Below are 23,552 nucleotides of genomic sequence, written 5' to 3' on the forward strand. Positions count from 1 at the left end.
TTTTATGAAAGCTGATGTTTGAAAAAATAAGCGAAAAATTATCTCTAGTAACATCAAAATATAGCAATTGCCGTATTAAACAGAAAAAACCAGCAGAAGTAGTCCAATTGGCTCTTCAGTCAGTGTTTATACACCAACCCTAAACCCTTATATTGATGAAAGCAGTAATACTAGCAGGTGGCTACGGAACCAGAATTAGTGAAGAAAGCGGCGTACGTCCTAAGCCAATGGTAGAAATCGGAGGAAAGCCTATTCTCTGGCACATCATGAAGATTTATTCTCACCATAATATTACAGACTTTGTTATTTGCTGTGGTTATAAAGGCCATATCATAAAAGAATATTTTGCCAACTATTGCCTTTACAATTCTGATGTAACATTTGACATGCGTAACAACAGCATGGAAGTGCATCAGAACAACACAGAGTCATGGAAAGTGACGCTGGTGGATACCGGAGAGGGTACCATGACAGGTGGTCGTTTAAAGCGAGTGAAAGATTACATTGGTGATGAGACCTTTTGCCTTACCTATGGTGATGGAGTAAGTGATGTAGATGTTTCAGAATCTATCAGGTTTCACAAAGAGCAAGGAACACTGGCAACTCTGACAGCCGTTCAGCAGCCAGGCCGCTTTGGCGCGTTCAATTTGTCCTCGGGTGTTACAAAAGTGAACCAGTTTAAAGAAAAGCCAAAAGGGGGTGACATGCCCTGGATTAATGGAGGTTTCTTTGTGCTTGAGCCGGAGGTATTAAATTACATTGAAAGTGACAGCACCATCTGGGAGCGTGACCCGCTTGAAAGGCTTGCAGAGGAAGGTGAGCTTTCGGCTTACAGGCATACCGGGTTCTGGCAGCCAATGGATACACTGCGTGATAAACACGTATTAGAAGAACTGTGGGAGCAAGGTAGTGCCCCATGGAATGTGTGGTGTAAAATGCTTTCCAAAGCTGTTAACTAGTCTCACATATAGCCTCAACTCATAACATAAATAATCTTTTGCTATGCGAATTCTTATAACCGGAAATATGGGTTACGTAGGCCCGGGTGTCATCAGCCAACTACGTAAAACTTATCCTGAAGCAACACTTATTGGCTATGATATGGCCTATTTTGCCTCATGTTTAACAAATGCGCTGGTACTTCCGGAAAGTAAACTGGACATGCAGTTGTTTGGAGATGTACGGTCTATACCTGCGGAGATTTTGCAGAACATAGACGCTGTCGTGCATTTAGCAGCCATTTCAAATGATCCGATGGGCACCCGCTTTGAAGATATAACACTGGATGTAAACTATAAGTCAAGTGTAAAGATAGCTGAGATGGCGAAAGAGGCAGGTGTTAAGAACTTCGTGTTTGCCTCAAGTTGCAGTATGTATGGTGCTGCTTCCGAGCAGGCTAAAACAGAAGATTCTGAGCTAAACCCATTAACAGCCTATGCCCGTTCAAAAGTAGCTACAGAAAAAGAATTGGCTCCTTTGGCAGGAGATGGCTTTACGATAACATGCTTACGGTTTGCAACAGCCTGCGGTATGAGCAACAGGCTAAGACTGGATCTGGTGCTTAATGATTTTGTTGCAGGAGCTGTGGCCACCGGTAAAATAAATATACTTAGCGACGGTACACCCTGGCGCCCGCTTATCCATGTGAAAGATATGGCACTGGCTATAGAATGGGCTGTTACCCGGGAGCCTTCTAATGGCGGTGAATATTTAGCCGTGAACACAGGAACTAATACCTGGAACTATCAGGTAAACGAATTAGCTGAAGCCGTTGCTGATGTAATTCCAGGTACGGTGGTTACAGTTAACAAGAATGCAGCGCCGGATAAACGTTCTTACCGCGTAAATTTTGACCTCTATAAAGAGCTTGCGCCAAACCATCAGCCAAAGTACACTTTAAATGAGGCGATACAGGAGCTGCGTGATGGTCTGCTGGAGATGGAGTTCAAAGACGGAGATTTCCGGAATTCTTTGTTGATGCGCTTAAAGGTGCTAACGAGTCTTCAGGAAACAGGAAAGATAAATGAACAGCTTCAGTGGAAGCATCAGACAAACAGAAAAGACAGACAAGCGTCTACGTTACAAACTGCATAATCAACAACATGATATTTACCGAAACAAAACTTAAAGGCGCCTTTATTATTGACGTGAAGCGCCTGGAGGATGAACGTGGCTTTTTCGGACGTTCTTTTTGCCAGAAGGAATTTGAGGAGCACGGGCTGAGCAATGATGTGAGGCAGACGAATGTGTCCTACAACAAGAAGAAAGGGACACTGCGTGGTATGCACATGCAGTTGGCACCAAACGAAGAGTCTAAGCTGGTACGTTGTACCCGTGGTGCCATCTATGACGTGATCATAGATATGCGTGAGGATTCAGAAACATACAAGCAATGGATAGGAGTGGAGCTGACTGCAGATAACTATCGTATGCTGTTTGTGCCGGAGGGTTTTGCGCATGGTTTTATCACCCTGGAAGATAACACTGATGTAACGTACCAGGTAACAGAATTCTATACACCAGGTGCAGAGCGGGGAATCCGATGGAACGATCCGGCCTTCAACATCCAATGGCCGATTGAGCCTGTTGTCATCTCGGAAAAAGATCAGGCGCATCATGATTTCGAAAAAGAACTTTCAAAAGTATAATAAGAAAGCTGCTGTTTAATTAATCGGCAGCTTTCTTCTCTTTAACTTAAACTTTATATACTATATGATATTAGTTGATACCGCTCTTGCTAAACGCCATGCCGAAAACAATCCAATTCGTGTAGCCATGGTGGGAGCAGGCTTTATGGGTAGAGGCATTGCGCTGCAAATCTGCAAGTATGTGCAGGGCATGGAGCTTGTTGCCATTGCCAATAGAAAAATAGAAAAGGCTAAGCAGGCTTATAACGAAGCGGATGTGTTGGATCTGCAGGAGGTAAATAATATAAGCCAATTGGAAGATAATATCCGGAATGGCAGGTACAGCATAACGGATGATGCAATGCTGCTTTGTGAGGCGGAAGGCATTGATGCTATAATAGAAGTTACTGGTGCCGTTGAGTTCGGAACCAACGTTGCCTTAAAAGCTGTACAAAACGGAAAGCACATCATTATGATGAATGCTGAGGTGGACGGTACAGTTGGACCAATTCTAAAGGTATATGCCGACAAAGCAGGAGTTGTTTTCACCAATGCAGATGGAGATCAGCCAGGTGTGGAAATGAACCTTTACCGCTTTGTGAAAGGCCTTGGGGTAAAGCCTGTTCTTTGCGGAAATATAAAAGGTTTACACGACCCTTACCGAAACCCTACAACGCAGGAAGGCTTTGCTAAGAAATGGGGCCAGAACCCATCTATGGTTACCTCTTTTGCAGACGGTAGCAAAATATCATTTGAGCAGGCAATTGTTGCCAATGGTACCGGAATGCGTGTAGCGAAGCGGGGAATGCATGGACCATCTGTGCCAAGCGGAACTCCTTTAAAAGAAGCTGTTCAGAACCTTTATCCACTCGAAGACCTGATCGAAGGACCGGGTATAGTGGATTATATTGTTGGTGCAGAGCCTGGACCGGGAGTTTTTGTACTGGGAACACATGATCACCCAACACAGCAGCATTACCTGAATCTCTACAAGCTGGGAGAGGGGCCTTTGTACCTGTTCTATACGCCCTACCACCTGTGCCATTTTGAAGTGCCAAGTACAGTAGCCCGTGCCGTTCTGTTCAATGATGCAGCCCTTACGCCAATTGGGAAGCCTTATGTAGAGGTTGTTGCGACGGCTAAAACGGATCTGAAAGCAGGGCAGGTAATTGATGGTATAGGCCACTACATGACCTACGGACTATGTGAAAACGCAGATACCACAGCAGCAGAGAACTTGTTGCCAATTGGTGTAGCCGAAGGTTGTGTGTTGAAGCGAGATATTCCCAAAGACCAGGTGCTGACTTATGATGACGTTGTTTTACCTGAAGGTCGTTTAGTAGATAAACTGCGCCAGGAACAGGCAGGTTATTTTGCTACGCCAGATAGTGCTTCTCGTGAAAACGTATTGTCGCAGCTTGTTGCCTCTTCTGTATAAAAGAAAATAAAACAATTTAATAGCTGTCGCGCACCGCACCACAAGGGGTGGTGCGCGATTTTCTTAAAATGAGTTCAACTTCTATAGTTGGTTTGATACCTGCTGCCGGGCTTGGAAGCAGGCTACAACCTTTACCCTGCAGTAAGGAGTTATTTCCTATTGGTTTTGGGATGGATCCGGAAAGCCAGGAGCAACGTCCTAAAGTGGTATCTTCTTACCTGATAGAGCACATGCAGAGAGCAGGGGCGGAGCAAGTATATTTTATTCTGCGTAAAGGCAAATGGGACATACCTGCTTATTTTGGAGATGGAAGTGCTCTCGGAGTCAATTTAGCTTACCTTATCATGGGACTTCCGTACGGAACACCTTTTTCCCTGGATCAGGCCTATTCTTTTGTGAAGGAAAAGCTGGTGATTTTTGGCTTTCCGGATATACTTGTCTCTGAGCCTAACGCCTATGCAAGGTTGCTTGCCAAGCAAGCTGAGACTAAGGCAGACGTGGTGCTTGGAATATTTGAGGCTGAAAGTCCTGAAAAATGGGATGTAGTTGATCTTCAATCTAATGGTAGTATCAACAGTGTCTATTCGAAACCACATCAGGTAAAATTGCCCTTCGCCTGGGCTTTTGCCTGCTGGACTCCTGCTTTTACAGCCTTTATGCACGCATATCTGCAGCAAATGCAGGAAAGTATCAGCACCAGCGGAAAGGAATTAAGTATTGGCCAGGTAATACAAGCAGCTATAACAAACGGTTTAAAGGTGAAGAGCCTACAGTTTAGCAAAGGCATTTGCCTTGATGTAGGTACAGCCGAAGACCTCCGGAAAGCAATTATCAAAAATACATAAAATCATACATGCGTATCCTTATCATCCACAACCACTACAAACAAACCGGCGGCGAAGACACTGTTTTCTTCGCAGAGGCAAACCTGCTGGAAGAGCATGGGAATATAGTGGATAAGCTGACTTTTTCTAACAATAGCGTCAACAGTTTAGCAGATAAACTGCACGCCGCGTTGGGAACTTTATACAATTTTAAAAGTGCCAACATTGTAGAGGAAAAACTGCGGCAGTTCAAGCCGGATGTGGTGCATGTGCATAACTTCTTTCCTCTGGTGTCCCCGGCTGTTTTCTACGTATGTAAACGGCACAGGATACCGGTGATAATGACATTACACAATTATCGCCTGATCTGCCCAAGCGCTTACCTTCATTATAAGGGAAAGGTACACATGGAAAATGCAACGCAGACTTTTCCATATGCTGCAGTCTTAGACGGAGCCTACCGTAACTCACGTTTCCACACTGCATCTGTTGTGCTGACAACCGGACTGCACAAGTTGCTGAACACCTGGAGGAGTAAAGTCGATTACTTTATAACCCTCACAGCGGGTGCCGCAAAACTATTCCAGCAGTCGTCTCTTAGGCCTCATCCGGAGCAGTTGCTGATAAAACCAAATTTCACAGCAGATCTTGGAATGGGTGCAGCAGATCGAGAAGACTATTTCCTGTTCGTGGGTAGGCTTTCGCCTGAAAAAGGGGTAGAGACAATGCTAAAAGCCCACGCCAAACATAGATTTAAGTTGAAAGTAATAGGTGACGGCCCTCTGCGTGAGATGGTGGAGGCTCATGCTCAGCAACATTCAGACCTAGAATATTTGGGCTACCAAAAACATGACAGGGTAAAGCAGGAACTACAGGCGGCAAAGGCGCTACTTTTTCCATCGGAGTGGCCTGAGATGTTTGGCATGTCCATCATAGAGGCCTTCTCGACAGGTACACCAGTGATAGCAGCGAAAATAGGAGGTGGGGAGCACCTGGTTCATCATAATTATAATGGCCTGCACTATACCCCTGAACAGGAGTCAGAGTTAGCTGCACAGCTAAGCCAGCTTCAGCAGAATGTTGATTTGGCAAGGCAGCTTGGGCAAAATGCTAGGCAAAGCTATGAGCGACTATATACACCTGAAGCTAATTATCAGATGCTTGTGCAGATTTATGAAGAAGCCATAAACCAAAAGAAAAATCCTGCATCTGCAACGGTTGTCGCAAAAGCAGGATTTCAATAAAAGACTGCGAAACGATTTAGGCTACCTCAGCCCTTTTTGTTTCCTGGTCCTTTTCATTTGTTACCTTCTTTAGTATTGCCAGTACTTTGTCTACTTCTACGTTTAAATGCTCCCGCTGTCCTTGTGTGGCATTCTTCACTTTTCTGTTGCTCTTACAGATGATGTATTCATAATCCAGGCCAATTTTGGTGGCAATATCGTAGAACGGTTCTATCACAAAGCCCTCATTAAAGATTTCAAGCATCTTCGTGCCTGGCTTGCAGAAAAACATGCTTATCAAACCTGCACCAGTAGCTCCCATCACTACCTTAGCTTTAGAAAATAGCTTTATTTTTTCTTTAATGCTAAGTTGACTCGATACAACTGTCTTAAAACCATAGGTTTCAAGGGCTTTCAGAAGTTCATCTTCATTTAATACATTCCTGATACTCGAGTCACTGCGGCTCACATACAAATGTGGAGCCTCTGGCGTGATAAGTTCACTTTCTTCTTCTGCCACAGGAAGGAATTCCTCCCTGATATACTCACAAAGCCAACTCGGAATTAAGGTATGGTTGCCGCGTGGTGCTGTGGAGGCAATTATACAATCTGCAGAAATATGCGGATGCTTATCGCCGGCAATAAGCTTGGAGGCAGGAATACCTAACAGCTCCAGTGTTTCCATTTGAAAATCATATCGCAGGCTTGGTACCAGAAACCAGTCTACTTTATCATACAAGCCACTCTTCTTCAGCAAATGCAACCTTGGTAATACATCTATAAACCAATGACCAATGTTATTTAGTCCTGCTCCACCTGTTAATAAAGAGAATACAGTACCTTCATACCTTTCAGGTACGGTGAAGAAACGCTGCTCGAATATGTTGTTAAAGGTCGGCGCAGTAACTTTTCCGCTTGCAAGGCTCAATGATACATTTTCTATTACTCTGTTATAGCAGGAGACTACAGCTACACTACTCTCATTGTCTGTATATATCCGGCCATTCGGTGCTTCTACAACCATGTAGTTAGTGGATACCTGTCGTTTAGGTTTCCAGTAGGCCGAACAAGCACGATAAAGATCTTCCGGAATATTAAGTTTTGTTTCGTAATTTGTATAAACCTGATGTATGGTTACTTCTCGTGGATTATTTTGGTCAAGGTCCTCCAGGTTTATATTGCAGACACCTCCAGGTTTGTAGCGAGAATTGAAAGGTATAATACGGCCTAAGATTTTCATGGTCCGTCTTAACCCTTTCCGGTAAAAGGTCTTTATATGCATGAGCGAGTTAATGCTAAGTAAAAGTTGTGCTCTTTTTAATTAAATAGAGCTATGTTTTAATATGTTTTATTCCTCATAACCGACAAAAAAGTTTTCTTTTTTGTCGGAATTTGGTGAATTTCCCTGAACTCTCTGACTTACAAGAGAGGCAGCAACCTCTACTGCCACGTTATTCCAGTGAGCATCATCTACAGGATAGAGGGCAACTTTCTTTTTCTGATGAAGGTGCTCGAAATCAGACTGGATGTCCACCACGCCCACGTCACGCTTACGTAGTTCTGCGATGAGCCTGGGTAAAAAATCAGGTTTCTTTTTTGATGGAAGCATCTGGTAATAGATGTTTTCTTTATTGGGAATCGGTAAGAACAGGAACTTAATACCTCTTTCCTGCAAGACTACTTTATAACCTTCCAGCACATCAGCAATCTGCTTTATTTCCTGTTCACTGAAATCCCGGTTAGCAGTATCACCTTCAATAAAGAACTCGTTGTTGTAACTTATGTATTCTCTGCTCCCTAGATTACGGTCTATTGTAGCAAGTGTTCTGTGGTATAAACCAAGTTTTGAAATCCGGTCTGCTGTAACTGCCAACCAGGTTAAGAAGCTGGAAGAGTGAATGGCATTACCGGTGAAGTTCCGGATTTTTGAATTGATACCATTCTCTCCAACGGCCGGAAGTTCCGGTATTCTACGTTCGATACTAGACACGATTACCAGTTCCGGAGGTGTCTCCCTGAAGCGATCAGTAGCCAGAAAGCGGTTCATGGTTGCTGGAGCAAAAGAATAAACATCTTTTTTTATCTGACGCTCCAAAACCTCTGCCAGTGTTTCTTCCTGCGACAGCTTTGCTCCCGTAATATTTGAGTCTCCTATCAGCAGCACATCAGCTTTAGTATCGCGGTTCCGGTAGCCATATTCATCGGTATACCATTCCACAACACGCTTTTCTGCAAAAGGAGTGTGTGGGGCTAACTCTCCTTCTTCCTCCATTTTCATGTGTATGTTTGGGTAAAAAGGTCCGGGCATAACACGCATTTTGTTCACAGATATGGTTTCCCATATCCTGAACGTGAAGAAGTTCATTGGCAGAAAAAACACTTCAATCAGTGGCCATATCAAGAAAGGGAGGACCAGCAAGGTAAGTTTCCTTAACAGCCTCTTTACTCCTTTATTGTTTATAACCTTCATATCTTAGAACTGGAAATAAATAAACTCTTGGTTCCCAAACTGGCCGAAAAGGATCACAGCTATGATAGCCATATAATAGACGCTCCAACGTACCCAGGCAGGACGTTGCATGATCAGTTGTGATACACTTCCGTTGCGCTGAATAAGGTGTACGGTTTCCATTAGAATAATGGCCAGTACAGAAACGACAAATACTTTTGCACCCTGATCCATAAACAGGGCATGACTAATGTCCAGAGCAAATACCTGGCTGATGTTACCAAGGCTGCTGAATGCCTGGCTGATGATGTAAGTTGCGTCTGCCAGACTGTTCGCTCTGAAAAAGACCCAGGAGAAGCAGACAAGTGCAAAAACGCTTAGCACCTGCATCCACTTATAGACTACTGGATGGTTCGTTAGCCCTATTGCGTGAGCAGCAGCATTACGTTGTTTGGCAGTAACAATGGCAAAAACCAGGTAGAAGCCATGTAAAGCACCCCAAATAACAAAGGTCCAGTTAGCGCCATGCCACAGGCCACTCACTAAAAAAGTGAGGAACAGGTTGTAGTACCAGCGCCACTTCACCACGCGGTTACCCCCCAGCGGAATATAGAGGTAGTCGCGGAACCAGGTGGATAAGGAGATATGCCAACGGCCCCAGAATTCGGAGATAGACTTAGAAAAGTAAGGGCTTCTGAAGTTTTCCATTAACCTAAATCCTAAAACCTGCGCTGCGCCAATCGCGATATCAGAATAGCCTGAAAAGTCGCAGTATATCTGGAAGGCAAAGAAGATAGTGGCAATAACAAAAGAGATTCCTTCAAATTCTGTCGGGTTATTGTATACCTGGTTAACCATCAGGGCCAGGTTATCAGCAATGACAATCTTTTTGAAAAAACCCCAGGCCATACGTCTTAAGCCGGCAACTACACGGTAGTAATTGAATTCGTGAGTCGTATGAAACTGGCCAAGCAGGTTGCCCGCCCTCTCTATCGGGCCAGCCACAAGCTGGGGGAAGAATGAAATAAAGAGTGCAAATATACCTAAATGCCGCTCCGGCTTGATTCGCCCCTGGTACACATCGATACTGTAACTCATCGTCTGGAAAGTGTAAAAGGAAATACCCATTGGCAGTAACAGCTCAAATGCCGGTATTGCGTAAGGTACATCCAACGCAACAGCCAGGTCGCGGGCACTTTCGTTAAAAAAGTTATAGTATTTGAAAAGCAGGAGTACCGAGAGGTTTGCCAAAAGGCTTATATAAAGATAAGGTTTTCGTTTTTCTTTCTCTTCATCGCTGTACCGGCCCATGGCTCTTCCGCACAAGTAATCAACTGCAGTGGAAACAACCAAAATGATGGTATAAGCCGGTTTCCAGGACATGTAAAAGTAATAACTGGCAAGAAGGAGAATGATCCATCTTCTGTTGGGCGCTGCTAAGAAGTAGAGCGTAACTACTACCGGAAAGAATATGAAGAAATCAGTAGAGTTAAATAACATATGTTACTTTATTAAGGGTGCTTCAAACTGTTAATACTCAACAGTATATAGCATTGGGTTGCTTCGCTTTTTCTAATATTAGTTTGAAAATGGAGCAGCTGCAGGCCCGGCTTATTTTTATTCATGGACGAATCAGCTGTTATTAATCAGTTATATTGGATTTGGGTGAAAAGGTTTAATGTTTGACCAAATATTTTTCTATAGGAATATAGAATGTAATAAATAATAGGATTATACGATAAAACTGGTGTTGCAGCTGCTAATAATTTAAAGCAATAATTGTATTAAATATGGATGAGTAAATTTTTATGAAGAAACTTTCATAAGGATAAGCCGTTAAAGAGTGGGTTTTAAACTAAAGCTATCTAACCCTTACGTATGCCCGACTTTTACAAGCACTGGCTACTTCGCCCTTTTGCGATCCTGATTTTTACTGTATCACCTTTTGTGAATTTCTCTGCACCAGTTTCTATAGGTGCACCTCTAGCTTCTTTAGCTCTTTCTGCTCCTGTAGTACAGGCTAAACCTTCTTTGGTTGGCGCCATCACCGTTTCCTGGACCTCCGTACCCGGGGCAACAGGCTATGTTCTGGAGATGTCTCAGACAGGCGCAGAGGCAACGTTTGTTCCACTCAAATCTTTTGGTACCTCTGTTAAGAGCTATCGCCACACAGGTTTATATTATAATCAGAAGGTGTACTACAGAATGAAAGCTGTGAGTGGCGCAGACCAGTCCCCTTATAGTTCTGAGGTAAGTGCTACAACTCACGCCCAGGGAAAGGTTTTCAAGATAATGCCACTCGGTGATTCAAACACGGAAGGAGGAAGCAGCAGCGTGCCAACAACAGAAAGAGCCGCTTACCGGGCAAAACTAGAGCAACTATTAAATGCTTCTGTCTCTAAAGGTAACTATGATTTTGTAGGAAGCGAGCAAACCGGCAGCACTTATATGAATGATGTAGACCATGCCGGGTTTGGGGGAGCCCGTAATGAAGAAATTGTTTCATTACTTCTGAATGGCTCTTATAAACGCTGGTACGATAACCAGCACATGGGGCTTACCTATACCGCCAAATACCTAAATGTTTTTAACCCAGACATCATACTCTTACATATCGGCACAAATGATATCAGTAATGATGGGGTAGACAATTCTCAGACAACTGTAAATGAGTTGGAGGCTATTCTAAATGAGGTGGACAAGTATGAAGCAAACTCCGGTAGGGAAGTAACGGTTATCGTTGCCAAAATCATACAATCTGTTTGTAAGGGAGAAGACTGTTACAAAGGTGCAAGCGCCACCAAAAATGACATCATTAACATCTATAACAGCAAAATAGAGACTTTGGCCAGTGGCCGTATTAGTGCCGGTGACAGGCTGGAGCTAGTGGATATGGGAGACGCCGGAATTATCTATGATTTTGTGGCAAACGGAGGGGATATGGTTGACAGACTGCACCCTGCTATGAGTGGTTACAATAAAATGGCTCCAATCTGGTTTAACGTGCTGGACAAGCTGCTTAACGTGCAGCCGCAGCTAACTGATACACAGGCGCCTGAAACTTCGATTGTCTCAAAGCCAGCTGGGCAGTCAAACAGTAATACAGCTACCTTTACCTTTAGCAGCAACGAGGCAGATGTAACTTACCAGGTAAGTTTAAATGGAGCTCCTTTTGTGCCTGCAACTAATCCTTTCACCACAGCTGCACTAACCGATGGTACTTACACAATGCAGGTAAGAGCAATAGACAAAGCCGGTAATGTTGACTCAACTCCTGCCACGTATAACTGGACCATTGATACAAAGGCCCCCGCCGCTCCTGTAGTAATCTCTCCTGCTGAAAACGCTCTGTTAGGTTCAAATAAACCGACTATAAGCGGTACTGCTGAGTCGGGAGGTATTGTAACAGTCTCAGAGGGAAATGCTATTATAGGTACGGCAACAGCCAGTGCGAATGGAAGCTGGAGCTTGATTCCCGGAACTGCAATGACCGAGGGAGAGCATCAAATTACTGCAAAAGCAACGGATGCGGCAGGAAACAACAGTAGCTCCAGTGCTGCCAGAAGCTTTAAAATAGATACAAAGGCTCCTGAAACAACCATCTTGTCAGGTCCGCCTGAGGTCTCAGGAAACAGAGATGCAGCTTTCAGTTTTACAAGCAATGAGTCTGGGGTAACTTATGAGGCAAGCCTTAACGGAGCTGCTTTTAACACTGTGACCAATTCCTACCAGTTCACAGGTTTGGAAGATGGAGCGTACGAAGTGAGTGTGCGGGCAGTAGATGGTGCTGGTAATGCTGATGCTTCACCGGCAAAGTATACATGGGTAATAGATACCAAAGCCCCGGATGCCCCAGTTGTTGTTGCTGTTTCAGAGGACAGAGGACCTGTTACAAATGATCTGATCACCTCTGATAATACGATCAGGATAACTGGTACAGCAGAGCCAAACACTACAGTTTCGCTGTTTAGCGGCAATGGTAAATTAGGTGATGCCCTGGTGAACGGGGCAGGAAACTGGGTTCTTAACTATGAAAATACAGCACTGCCTGAAGGAGTTTTATCAGTTACTGCCAAAGCCACAGATATAGCCGGGAACGTGAGTGAGAGCAGTGAGGAGAAAATAGTAGAGATAGACCTGACCGCTCCAACAGTAACAGTTACAACGAACAGTGGAGATCCTGTCAACAGTACCTTTGAAGTGACCATTCATGTTTCGGAGGAGGTGCATGGCTTGGCATCTGCAGATTTTGCAGTAACAAATGGAGCGCTTAGCGAATTGAAATCTACTGCTGCCACTTCTTATACAGCCCTTGTTACACCTTCTGCAGATGGGCTTGTTAGCGTAGGTTTACCTGCTGGAAAGGCCACAGACCTGGCCGGGAATCCTAATGCGGCAGCTGCATCTTTAGAAAAGATGTATGACGGCACAGGCCCTGATGTTACCATAGCATCTGATGCGCCTGCAAGAGTAAATGCACCTTTCGAGGTAACTTTCTCCTTTTCTGAAGCTGTAACGGAGTTTACAGCAACTGATGTAACAGTGTCCAACGGAACGTTAAACAACTTCACAGTTACCGATGCCACGACATATAAAGCGCAGATTACACCTGGTGCAGATGGAGAGGTAAACATAGGCGTTTCGGCTGATGTGGCCTACGATAATGCATCGAACGGTAATATGGCTTCAAACCTACTTCAAAGGCTGTATGATTCGCAAAAGCCGGATGTGGTATTAAGTACTTCAGCTGATAATCCAACTAACGCACCTTTCCCTGTTGTAATTGAGTTTAGTGAGGCTGTTGCCGGTTTGGAGCTTCCGGATATAACCATCAGCAACGGCACGGCATCACAGCTTGCTAAAACCGCAGAGAAAGCTTATTCAGTTATTGTTACTCCTGCAGTAAGCGGTGAAGTGGAGGTAAGCATGGCAGCTAATATGGTCCTGGATCTGGCTTCTAACGGCAACAATGCATCAAATCAGCTTGTGATGGATTTCGATGCGGGCCGTCCTGCAGTAACACTAAGTGCAGATCTTGCAGCTTATACTAACAAAGCGTTTACGGTATCCATAACAGTTAGTGAGAATATCAGTGGCTTTGAACTGACAGATCTGGCACTGGTTAATGCGGTTGCGGAAGAACTTAAGCAGATAAATGATCGTGAATACACTGTTCTGATCAAGCCTGAGGCTGAAGGGCAGGTAAAGGTAGATTTACCTGCTGACAAAGTTTTTGACGCTGCCAAAAACGGAAACACTTCTTCAAATGAACTGGAAACGATATATGATGTGTCTGCGCCTGCTGGCTATGCAGTTGGTTTTATGCAGGAAGAAATAAATGTCACGAACCAGGAACAGGTATCATTCCAGGTTAGCGGTGCCGAGGAAGGAGCTACGTACTACTACACCATCCGTAGCAGTAACGGAGGTGATGAAGTAGAGGGAACTGGAGTTGTTAATAATGCCGCATTCACCGTATCTGGTTTACAACTTACGCATCTAACTGATGGCACTGTCACTGTTTCTCTTTATCTGGAGGATAAAGCTGGAAATACAGGGGCAGTTGTGTCAGATATGGTTCAGAAAGTAACAAGGAATATAGTAACTGTAAGCTCTCTGGCTGACTTAAAGGTCCCGTTCAAGACCACCTTTGAGCTGCTCAATCTACCAAAAAAGGTGCTGGTGACTTATGCAAACGGCGAGAAAGAGGACCTGGATATCAATTGGGAAAGAGGTACCTATAATGGTGAACTCCCGGCAAAGTATAAGCTGAAGGGGACGCTTGTTCTGGCACCCAAATCAACAAATACAAACAATATGGCAGCAGGTATTACAGTGGAGGTTGAACCAAACAAAGCTCCGACTGCTCTTAACTTCAGCTCTACCACTTTTAAACCAGACAGTAAACCTGATGAAGTAATTGGCGTTTTCTCTACCACAGATCCTGATGATACCGAATTCACCTATACACTTGTCAGTGGGGAAGGGGACACCCATAACAGCCTGTTTGAGGTAACGGTTGATGGTTTGTACCTCAGATCAAATAATGGACTTTCCGGGACAGCTGAATTTTCTATCCGTGTAAGGAGTACCGATCCTTACCAGAATATAATTGAGGCTACTTTTCCCCTTCAAAAATCACTTTATCAGGGCTTTCAGAGAATAGAGCTTGTAAATGCCTTTTCCCCGGATGGAGATGGTATTAACGATTCCTGGATGGTGCCGGAGTTGCGGTACTTTAATGATGTAGTGATTGAGGTTTTTGACAGATCAGGAGCCCGGCTATATCACTCTACAAATCCGGAAGAAGGCTGGAACGGGCAAGGCAGGGATGGCCGTATTGTGCAGGGGTCTTATTTCTATATCATACAGGTAAAAGAGATAGACCTGGTGCAGAAAGGGGTGGTTACCATACTTAAGTAGTCTTAAATGAAGAGAATTATACTATTACTTTTACTGGTACTTCTGTTTTGGGATACTAATGCTCAGAGCAGGATAGAGTTTGCAAATTTTACTCAGTTTCAGCAAAACTACAATCCGTCCCTAACCGGATATAATGGTTCTGTTTTAAAGACACTCTACCGTAACCAGTGGATGGGTTTTGAGGATGCCCCTAAAACGATCTTTGCATCAGCAGAGTTGGATTTATCTCGTTTAACTAAAAGAGATGGGTTCAGGGTGGATAACCGTGAACAGCGAGAGTATGAAAGCTTTATCAATGCCAAACATGCACTGGGGCTTTCTGTGCTTCATGATAAGTTTGGGCCTACTTCACAAACAGAGCTGAACTTTAGCTACGGGGCAGGAATTAAGCTTTCAGATCAAGTAAACCTAAGATGGGGTACAGCACTAACTTTCAGTTCTAACAGGCTTGATGGAAACAGCCTGACCGTAGATCAGGAGAATGACCCGAAGTATAAAGATGTGCTTGGCCGGAATAATGGTATAAGTAAAATTGACCTGAATATTGGTTTGGCACTCACTTCCTCTAAATTTTACCTGGGGTATTCTGTACAGGACATAACAGAAGGAAAGTTCATTATTTCAGGTGATGATTTTTTAAAGGATATGTATGTGCGCCGGCATATTATCCAGGGAGGGTACAGGACCGGTGTTTCAGAGCAACTAGGGGTTGTTGTTAACAGCATCTATCAGTTTGATGAACGGCATGAAGATCTGTTGGAAGGTCAGGTTAAAGTGGTTTATAACAATACGCTTTGGATAGGCACTGGCTACAGAAATGATTTAGCTTATTACATAGGGGCGGGCTTTAGATTAAACCAGCTGTCTATCGCTTATGCTTACGAAACACCTGTTCAGGAGGCGCAGGCTATCCGGAAAGCTACAAATGAAATCTCCATCAGCTACAATTTATTCTCTTCTAAAAAGCAAAGGCAGGACAAGCAAGTAATGATTTGGTAAGCCTTTAAGCCTATTGCAAATGACTGGTAAATATTTACTTACATAAAAAAAATCATCTTTATCCACTTTTTTCAAGGTTGCGCGGCATAAAGTAAAATTTGCACTTTTTGTTTTAAACTAATGAAAAGAAATGTCGTAATATAAAGAAATTCTAATGGTTGAAAAAAGGGGAACTGTATCTAGTTAACAACAGATCCGGATTTTTAACTGAAGTTTTACCAATTTATCAGAATTCCGCAAAAGAGTGGAAAACAGGCAGATCAGTGAAGTTGTACTTTCTGAATGCTGTGCCCTCGATAGACCTTTCCCTCATATGATAAATATATACTATTTTTCAAGCCAAGGCGAAGCACATAGGAAGGCAGCTGTAAGCAGCCTTTCTGCATTCTGCTTATTTAAAAGTATACAAAGTAGCCTGATCGTCACGGCTGTTTTAGTGCTATTTTCGATGTCAGCTAAGGCACAAACCTCCGGTAACTGCCCTGCAGGGTTAGTGCACTACTTTGGATTAGATGAAAAGACCACCGGCACCACATTTAAAGATTATGTTTCTGCAACTACAGCTACTTGTGAGGGGTGCCCAACTCCCACGGAAGGCCTTTTTGCCGGAGCTCAACAATTTGACGGCACCGACGACGGCTTAACAATTTCCGATGTTAAAAATTTTGAATGGGGACCAAACAGTAACTTCACAATAGAAACCTGGATACAGGTTTCCGGCAACTCCTCCACAAACAGAGTAGTAATGGGCAGAGTCGGTACTGAGTCAAGAATGGTATGGTGGGTAGGGGTAGATGCCAACGGCTATGCTGTCTTTGAGTTAAGGGACAGGTCCCACAAAGGCTTTGTAATGGGCGGCAACGGGGTAGGTAATATACCCGTGAAAGTGAACGACGGAAAGTGGCACCACATAGCTGTGGTTCGTGATGGCATACTCAGAAGAAATAAACTTTACGTAGATGGCCTGGCAGTAGGAAACTTCGAGGCTGATTATGTTGATAATTTTGAAAGTGTGGCTCCCGTAACGGTTGGGCATTTGTTGCTAGATGGTAAGTATCGCTACAACGGAAAGCTTGATGAGCTAATGGTGTACAACAGAGCTCTTGGCGAAGCTGAAATGCGCTCCAGGTATAACAAAGGCGCAGGTAACTATTGTGGTCCTGAGCAAGTGAAGCCTGTGATCGTATCAGAGCCGGTAAAGTTTGGTGTGGTTGACCAGCAGTATGTGTATGATGTAAATGCTACAGGAAAACCTGCTCCAACCTATTCCTTAGTTGCCGCTCCGGCAGGTATGACTATCAACGCGACATCAGGCGAGATCAGATGGAACCCTACAGCTAACGGATCATTTAATGTGTCTGTTAAGGCCGCTAACAGTATAGGTGAAGCTACTCAACCTTTTACAATAGAAGTTAAACAGAGTGCAGGTGAGAAAGCAGGACTTATCCATCACTGGAACCTACAGGAAGCGAGTGGCACAGAGTTTAAAGATTACTACACCCCTTATCTGGCAACGGCACAGGAGGGTACAAGACCAGCTCCTGTGCGCGGTGCTGTATCGGGGGGGCAGCATTTTGATGGCAAAGACGACGGATTAAATGTTGAGAAAAGCCAAAATTTTGATTGGGAGCCTAACGCAAGCTTTAGCATGGAGTTATGGATGCGTACTACTGCAAGCACCGCCGGAAATAGGGTATTGATAGGACGTGATGGGAAAGATTCAGAAGTGCATTGGTGGATAGGTGTTGATGGAGCCGGTAAAGCTGCTTTCAACCTGTTAGATATAGCCTGGCAGGGTATCTTTGTGGGGCAGAATGGCCCGACCTTAAATGATGGGAAGTGGCACCAGATAGTAGCTGTACGGGATGGTAACTCCGGGAGAAATATTTTATATGTTGATGGAGAAGCCAGAGCTTCAGGAACTTATACTTACCAGCATAATTTTGCCAGTCGGACTCCTGTAAACATTGGTTATTTGAATGATGGTGGGGGATACCACTATGATGGTGATCTGGACGAAGTTAAGTTATTTGGGCGAGTACTCTCTCCAGAGGAAATTATGGAAAGGTACCGTATGGTCTATGACGCTTTAACAGAGCTGGTGAGTTTTTCAGGGAAATATGCACAGGAGAGTGTGCTTTTAGATTGGGCTACAGCCGTTGAAGTGGACTGCAAAAATTTTGAAGTAGAGCACTCTGAAAATGGTGAAAGCTTTGAAAAGATAGGAGAGGTGGCAGCAACGGGTAATAGTAACGTGAAGGTGGAGTACGGCTTTACAGATACAGCACCATTTCCCGATAAAACTTACTACCGCCTGAAAATAAATAACCTTAATGGCTCTTTCACTTATTCAAAAATTATAGAAGTAGAAGATAGAACACTTACAGCTTCAACCTTTATGATGTATCCAAACCCCTCAACTCTTGGTAGTGAGGTGGCTGTGGAAATAACAAAGCTGGATAAGGATGAGCAGGTCGTTGTTATGATCTCTGATCTTTCCGGACAGGTGTTAACTAAGCAAGAACTTATTGTAGATCAGAATGGAAATCTGCAATTTACAGTTCCGGTTACAGGGAATTTCCGCTCTGGGATTTATAATGTTTCTGTCTCAAACAGCCGTAAAACGCTGAGCAGAAAGCTTGTAATTATGAAATAACCTGTTGGTTTGATGCCAGGGAATGTAAGTATATGCTTGTTTGAAATTATGAGTAAAATTATATTTTTTGTATAGTTATTAATAGAACTATAGGCATATAGCTGCGTAATAATACAAAGTGCTTCAAGTGCATTAATCTGTTAAGAATGATGTGTCTTAGCAGGTTTCCAGTCTCTGAAATCTTTTTTTTCAGCTCAGGTTGTGAAAAGTGTGTATTATTAAACGTAAAAAAATATGACCCATCTTTACAAAGGTAGAGCTTCCCTTGCTCCACTTTTAAAGCTAGCCTACAATTTCTTCAACCCTTATACCAGGCTGCAGCGGATTCCCTTAGTTATCAAGACCATCATTCTAGCAATATTTCTCATAAGCAGCCAATCTGTTTCTGCGCAACCGAGTGGTGTTGTGGAAGAACAGGTAGGGGGTAATTGGGATTTTGCTGTAGGACTTACTTTTTCCGATGATGGAGGCACCATGTACGTCTGGGAAAAAGGAGGTAAGGTTTGGCTCGTAAAGAATGGACAGAAACTGGCTGAGCCCCTGATCGATATAAGTGAAGAGGTTGGTAACTGGGGTGACCACGGCCTGCTGGGTTTTGCGCTTGATCCTAATTTTGACAGCAACGGCTTTATCTACCTGCTCTACGTCGTAGACCGCCATCATTTACTCAACTATGGAACGAGCAGTTACAGCCCAACTGCCAATGAGTACAGTAATGCGACTATTGGTCGCATTACCCGCTATAAAGTTAGACAAGACGGGTTGAGCACAGATATGGCTAGTCGTAAAATCTTGTTGGGTGAGAACGCTTCAACAGGTATACCTATACTTTATGTATCACATGGCGTTGGGTCACTGGTTTTCGGTGAGGATGGATCTTTACTTGTTTCGGCAGGTGACGGCGCAACGGCAAACGGCAAAGACACTGGCTGGAAACCGGGCGATGTAACCGACAACTATGTAGAGCAGGGTTTGCAGGATGGAATTCTCGCGGAGGTGAACAACGTAGGCGCGTTGCGTGCCCAGCAGGTTCACTCCCTTAATGGCAAAATTCTTCGCCTAGACCCGGCAACAGGTAATGGTTTGCCATCAAACCCCTACTACAACTCTTCTAATTCCCGTGCTGCCGAATCGAGAGTATGGGCCCTGGGTTTAAGAAACCCATTCCGCTTTACGCTCCGCCCTGGCACAGGTAGTGCCACAAACCCAGGTGCTTTGTACATTGGTGATGTGGGGTGGCAGGATTGGGAAGAGATCAATGTGGCTACAGAGCCAGGTTTGAATTTCGGATGGCCTTTATTTGAGGGACTAGAACCGCAACGTTTCTATTTTAATACAGGCGTTCCTACTCCCGATCTGCAGAACCCGTTGTTTGGCAATGGTAGCTGTAACCGCGAAACATTTTATTTCAATGAACTAATCCTGCAGCCCAGAGCTACAGAAACACCATACTTTGGTAACTACTGCGACTGGAGTAAACCAATCCCGGACAATGTGCATACTTTTGTGCATGCCAGACCAGCTATTGACTGGGCAAACGCCTCAGTAGCTGATAATACAGCACCGGTGCCAGTAACCAGAACCGGTACTTTTAACGGGGAAGATGCTGCAGTTGTAAATGTGGGAACTGCTGGATCTCCAGTTTCAGGGGAGCCTTTTTATGGAAGTTCCTCAACGGGAGGTATTTGGTTTACAGGTAACAGCATGCCCTCGGAGTTCCGCAACACTTATTTCTTCGGAGACTATGGTGCCGGCTGGATAAAAGTGCTGGAATTTGACAGCAACAATAAGCCAACAGCGATCAAGAGCTTTAAAGATGACGGTGCTACAGTTACGGCCTTTGCTCAAAATCCTGCTACTGGCGAACTTTACTATATAAATTATGGAGCCCAGATCAAGAAGGTATCCTACTATAGTGGTAATACACCTCCGAACGCTGTGGCTGAAGCTGATGAATTGTTCGGACAGAGCCCATTAACAGTTAATTTTAGAGGAAGCGGTTCAACAGATCCGGAGGGTGAGGCGCTTAGCTACTCCTGGGATTTTGGAGATGGCTCTGCTAAAGCAACTGAGGCTAACCCTACCCATACTTTCACAGCAACTGGTGCCAGAACATATAATGTAACTTTAACTGTAACAGATGCAGGAGGATTAACTTCTACAGCTAACCTGGAAGTTAATCTAAATAATTCGCCTCCTGTTGTAAATATAGTTAGTCCTGTTGAAGGTACGCAGTACCCAATGAATCAGCAGACTACTTACCAACTTCGTGCAGATGTAACTGATCAACAGGACGCTGATGAAAATCTTACTTATGAGTGGGTGGTTGCCCTGCACCACAACACGCATTCCCACCCGGAGCCAGTGGATAATAACCATGTAACCTCTGCTACTATTGCGGCGGTTGGTTGTGACGGCGATACTTACTTCTACAGGTTCAGTCTTAAAGTAACAGATTCCGGAGGCCTTTCTACTTCAGATCATGTTGATATTTACCCGGATTGTAGTAATGGCGTTGTAGCTGCTGTGTCAATGGCTTCCCCGGCGAACAATTCAACCTTTGAAGTAGGTGCACCTATAGATCTTGCAGTAGGGTTTGCTGATGCAACCCGTCAGTGGGAGAAAGTAGAATACTATCAGGGAGCCACTATGATCGCTTCTGTAAATACCAGCCCATACAATTACACCTGGAGAAATGCCGCTGCCGGAAATTATAGTGTAAAAGCCAGAGCTATTGATACAGATGGACATGCTTTAGACTCAGAGCCTATAAATATTGTAGTTGGCAGTGGTAGTACTTCAAATGCAAATCTCTCTGACTGCCTTTCCGGACTTGTTCATTACTATGAAATGGATGAAACAAGCGGAAACAGTTTTGCAGATATAGCCTCGGCTGCTAATGCAAGCTGCCAGAATTGCCCGGAACCAACAACGGGAGGCTTATTTGGTGGCGCACAACGCTTCAATGGTACAAATGATGCTGTGGATATCCAGAACGTGACTAACTTTAACTGGACCAAGAGTGGTAACTTTAGTATAGGTTTATGGATGAAAACTCAGACCACTGCTTCCGGAAATATGGTGATTGTTGGTCGTGATGCAGCGGCTACAGATGCAGGTCTGCATTGGTGGATCGGGCTCAATGGTCAAAAACAAGCCATGTTCTCTCTTAAAGATGAAACCCATGCAGGTATAGAGGTAGGCGGCACAGGACCTGCACTTAATGATGGCAGGTGGCACTATATCGTAGCTGTTCGTGATGGAGCTAACAATATGAATAAGCTTTTTGTAGATGGTGTACTGATACAGGAAGCTCAGGTGCAGTATTCCAGAGACTTTACAGATAATGCTGCTGTTAACATAGGATATCTAAACCGTTCCGGAGGCTTCCACTATGCCGGTGATATTGATGAGCTTAAGGTGTATAACAGAGCCGTAACAGGAAATGAAATAGTAGAGAGGTTCAATGGTGGAACTAGTGTTCTATGTGGTCAGTCAACGCTTGGAATTGTAGATAATAATTCCTTCAAAGGCACCTTCAAAGCATTCCCTAATCCGAATTCAGGCCAGCAGGTTAATATAGAAGTATCAGGACTTGTACCTGGTGAGGATGCCAAATTAATGTTAGTGGATATGACAGGTAAAACTGTTGTAGTGCATCCTGCATCGGCAGGCGCAAACGGAGTTATCCAGTCAAGTATAATTTTGGATGGAAGACTTTCGTCAGGCTTGTACAACCTATTACTGTTTTCTTATGAAAGGAAACTAAGCAGGAAAATAGTCATCACAAACTAAAAGATTTGATTGTATAAAAAGAAAAAGCGCCTGTAATTACAGGCGCTTTTTCTTTTATGATTATTTGATCAGTTTACTCTTTGATCACTTTGATGCTCTTGCTGATTCCTTCACTGTCAGTGTACTTCAGGAAGTATAGACCTCCTCTTAAGTTAACTGATGATAAATTAATTTCTAGTTTACCATTTTGCAGTTCCAGGCTTCCTTTTTCTTCGTAGGCAACTCTTCCTGTCTGATCTAGCAGTACTACCTTCTGTAGCTTTACGTCCTGATCATCCAGGTCAAGAGTAATCATATCTCTGAATGGATTTGGATAAGCAGTAACGCCCTCAAACTCTAACTCAACATCCGCAGCTTCCGACATAGAAAGTGATGAAACTCCTGTTATTCCGGTTGAGATAGGGGACAGGTGCTTGCCTGCGATCGGTCTCTCCAGGGAGCCGTTCGGCAGCTGCCAGCCCACGGCCAGGTTGTCGCCGCCCGCACCCTCCTTCATCAGGGCCTCGATGTAGTAGCGCTTGCCCGCCTCCAGGGTCACCTTCACCGACGTCTGGGTCGAGTACTTGGTCCACTCCCTTGGGTTGGTCCAGCCGTTCACCGACGCCAGCTTCACCTTCCTGGCAGGGTCCTCAGAGGTGCTCAGCCACAGCTCGGCGCTGTTGTCGCCGGCGATCCAGAAGGTGTACTGCCCGCTTGTAGGAGCCGTCACGTAGCCGCGCACACGCTGGCCGTAGTTGTCGCCCACGTTGCTCGGCGCCTCGAACAGCGTCAGCTCAGTGGTGGTTGTCGGTGCCTTTGTCACCGGGATGTTAGAGATGCCCTCGCCGTAGGCGCCGGCCCAGTACTCCCGTGTGATCTTGCCTGTAACGTATAGTGGTGCTGTTACTGTAGAGGCAGTGCTTCCCATCTGAGACAGGTGCTTGCCTGCGATCGGTCTCTCCAGGGAGCCGTTCGGCAGCTGCCAGCCCACGGCCAGGTTGTCGCCGCCCGCGCCCTCCTTCATCAGGGCCTCGATGTAGTAGCGCTTGCCCGCCTCCAGGGTCACCTTCACCGACGTCTGGGTCGAGTACTTGGTCCACTCCCTTGGGTTGGTCCAGCCGTTCACCGACGCCAGCTTC

The 23,552-nt window shown here is 44.6% G+C and carries 14 protein-coding genes; 10 read left to right on the forward strand and 4 right to left on the reverse strand.

Annotation, left to right across the window (positions count from 1 at the left end):
* The first annotated feature begins 155 nt into the window (after positions 1-155).
* The 6 genes from rfbF to ACFSRY_RS15670 all read left to right on the forward strand — a co-directional run bounded on the left by rfbF (position 156) and on the right by ACFSRY_RS15670 (position 6,133).
* Complete coding sequence (rfbF, locus tag ACFSRY_RS15645; RefSeq protein WP_377509762.1) at positions 156-959, forward strand: glucose-1-phosphate cytidylyltransferase; 804 nt, start codon at positions 156-158, stop codon at positions 957-959.
* A 43-nt stretch (positions 960-1,002) separates the two neighbouring features.
* On the forward strand, positions 1,003-2,094 hold the full coding sequence (locus ACFSRY_RS15650; RefSeq protein WP_377509765.1) for an NAD-dependent epimerase/dehydratase family protein: 1,092 nt from the start codon (positions 1,003-1,005) through the stop codon (positions 2,092-2,094).
* 8 nt (positions 2,095-2,102) lie between these two features.
* Positions 2,103-2,648 carry a dTDP-4-dehydrorhamnose 3,5-epimerase gene (gene rfbC / locus ACFSRY_RS15655; RefSeq protein WP_377509768.1) on the forward strand — a complete coding sequence of 182 codons (546 nt, stop codon included), beginning with the start codon at positions 2,103-2,105 and terminating at the stop codon, positions 2,646-2,648.
* A gap of 64 nt (positions 2,649-2,712) precedes the next feature.
* Positions 2,713-4,065 carry an NAD(P)H-dependent oxidoreductase gene (locus ACFSRY_RS15660; protein ID WP_377509770.1) on the forward strand — a complete coding sequence of 451 codons (1,353 nt, stop codon included), beginning with the start codon at positions 2,713-2,715 and terminating at the stop codon, positions 4,063-4,065.
* A 68-nt stretch (positions 4,066-4,133) separates the two neighbouring features.
* On the forward strand, positions 4,134-4,910 hold the full coding sequence (locus ACFSRY_RS15665; protein ID WP_377509773.1) for a nucleotidyltransferase family protein: 777 nt from the start codon (positions 4,134-4,136) through the stop codon (positions 4,908-4,910).
* A gap of 8 nt (positions 4,911-4,918) precedes the next feature.
* Positions 4,919-6,133: a glycosyltransferase family 4 protein gene (locus tag ACFSRY_RS15670; RefSeq protein WP_377509777.1), complete on the forward strand. Its 1,215-nt coding sequence runs from the start codon at positions 4,919-4,921 to the stop codon at positions 6,131-6,133.
* Between the two features lie 16 nt (positions 6,134-6,149).
* Here the strand turns inward: ACFSRY_RS15670 and ACFSRY_RS15675 are convergent, their stop codons facing one another.
* The 3 genes from ACFSRY_RS15675 to ACFSRY_RS15685 all read right to left on the reverse strand — a co-directional run bounded on the left by ACFSRY_RS15675 (position 6,150) and on the right by ACFSRY_RS15685 (position 10,061).
* Positions 6,150-7,352, reverse strand: coding sequence for a glycosyltransferase family 61 protein (locus ACFSRY_RS15675; protein WP_377509780.1), 1,203 nt, complete (start codon positions 7,350-7,352; stop codon positions 6,150-6,152).
* Positions 7,353-7,460: 108 nt separating this feature from the next.
* Positions 7,461-8,582, reverse strand: a complete 1,122-nt coding sequence (locus ACFSRY_RS15680) for an alginate O-acetyltransferase AlgX-related protein (protein ID WP_377509783.1) — start codon at positions 8,580-8,582, stop codon at positions 7,461-7,463.
* Positions 8,583-8,585: 3 nt separating this feature from the next.
* On the reverse strand, positions 8,586-10,061 hold the full coding sequence (locus tag ACFSRY_RS15685; RefSeq protein WP_377509786.1) for an MBOAT family O-acyltransferase: 1,476 nt from the start codon (positions 10,059-10,061) through the stop codon (positions 8,586-8,588).
* A gap of 378 nt (positions 10,062-10,439) precedes the next feature.
* Between ACFSRY_RS15685 and ACFSRY_RS15690 the strand changes: the two genes are divergently transcribed.
* The 4 genes from ACFSRY_RS15690 (at position 10,440) to ACFSRY_RS15705 (ending at position 22,434) form a co-directional block, all read left to right on the forward strand.
* Positions 10,440-14,984 (forward strand): Ig-like domain-containing protein, encoded by a 4,545-nt coding sequence (locus tag ACFSRY_RS15690; protein ID WP_377509789.1) that lies wholly within the window; start codon positions 10,440-10,442, stop codon positions 14,982-14,984.
* Between the two features lie 6 nt (positions 14,985-14,990).
* Positions 14,991-15,983, forward strand: a complete 993-nt coding sequence (locus tag ACFSRY_RS15695; protein ID WP_377509792.1) for a PorP/SprF family type IX secretion system membrane protein — start codon at positions 14,991-14,993, stop codon at positions 15,981-15,983.
* A 448-nt stretch (positions 15,984-16,431) separates the two neighbouring features.
* Positions 16,432-18,639 carry a LamG-like jellyroll fold domain-containing protein gene (locus tag ACFSRY_RS15700; protein WP_377509795.1) on the forward strand — a complete coding sequence of 736 codons (2,208 nt, stop codon included), beginning with the start codon at positions 16,432-16,434 and terminating at the stop codon, positions 18,637-18,639.
* Positions 18,640-18,873: 234 nt separating this feature from the next.
* Positions 18,874-22,434, forward strand: a complete 3,561-nt coding sequence (locus ACFSRY_RS15705; protein WP_377509799.1) for a PQQ-dependent sugar dehydrogenase — start codon at positions 18,874-18,876, stop codon at positions 22,432-22,434.
* Between the two features lie 73 nt (positions 22,435-22,507).
* Here ACFSRY_RS15705 and ACFSRY_RS15710 read toward each other — a convergent pair.
* Positions 22,508-23,552 (reverse strand): PA14 domain-containing protein (locus ACFSRY_RS15710; protein WP_377509802.1); only part of this gene is annotated, 1,045 nt, incomplete at its 5' end.

The organism is Pontibacter locisalis, from assembly GCF_042684605.1.
GTDB classification, from domain to species: Bacteria; Bacteroidota; Bacteroidia; order Cytophagales; family Hymenobacteraceae; genus Pontibacter; species Pontibacter locisalis.

Excerpts from the sequence above, each read along its gene's own strand:
- rfbF (WP_377509762.1), top strand. The coding sequence starts at position 156 with ATGAAAGCAGTAATACTAGCAGGTGGCTACGGAACCAGAATTAGTGAA.
- ACFSRY_RS15650 (WP_377509765.1), top strand. The coding sequence starts at position 1,003 with ATGCGAATTCTTATAACCGGAAATATGGGTTACGTAGGCCCGGGTGTC.
- rfbC (WP_377509768.1), top strand. The coding sequence starts at position 2,103 with ATGATATTTACCGAAACAAAACTTAAAGGCGCCTTTATTATTGACGTG.
- ACFSRY_RS15660 (WP_377509770.1), top strand. The coding sequence starts at position 2,713 with ATGATATTAGTTGATACCGCTCTTGCTAAACGCCATGCCGAAAACAAT.
- ACFSRY_RS15665 (WP_377509773.1), top strand. The coding sequence starts at position 4,134 with ATGAGTTCAACTTCTATAGTTGGTTTGATACCTGCTGCCGGGCTTGGA.
- ACFSRY_RS15670 (WP_377509777.1), top strand. The coding sequence starts at position 4,919 with ATGCGTATCCTTATCATCCACAACCACTACAAACAAACCGGCGGCGAA.
- ACFSRY_RS15675 (WP_377509780.1), bottom strand. The coding sequence starts at position 7,352 with ATGAAAATCTTAGGCCGTATTATACCTTTCAATTCTCGCTACAAACCT.
- ACFSRY_RS15680 (WP_377509783.1), bottom strand. The coding sequence starts at position 8,582 with ATGAAGGTTATAAACAATAAAGGAGTAAAGAGGCTGTTAAGGAAACTT.
- ACFSRY_RS15685 (WP_377509786.1), bottom strand. The coding sequence starts at position 10,061 with ATGTTATTTAACTCTACTGATTTCTTCATATTCTTTCCGGTAGTAGTT.
- ACFSRY_RS15690 (WP_377509789.1), top strand. The coding sequence starts at position 10,440 with ATGCCCGACTTTTACAAGCACTGGCTACTTCGCCCTTTTGCGATCCTG.
- ACFSRY_RS15695 (WP_377509792.1), top strand. The coding sequence starts at position 14,991 with ATGAAGAGAATTATACTATTACTTTTACTGGTACTTCTGTTTTGGGAT.
- ACFSRY_RS15700 (WP_377509795.1), top strand. The coding sequence starts at position 16,432 with ATGTCAGCTAAGGCACAAACCTCCGGTAACTGCCCTGCAGGGTTAGTG.
- ACFSRY_RS15705 (WP_377509799.1), top strand. The coding sequence starts at position 18,874 with ATGACCCATCTTTACAAAGGTAGAGCTTCCCTTGCTCCACTTTTAAAG.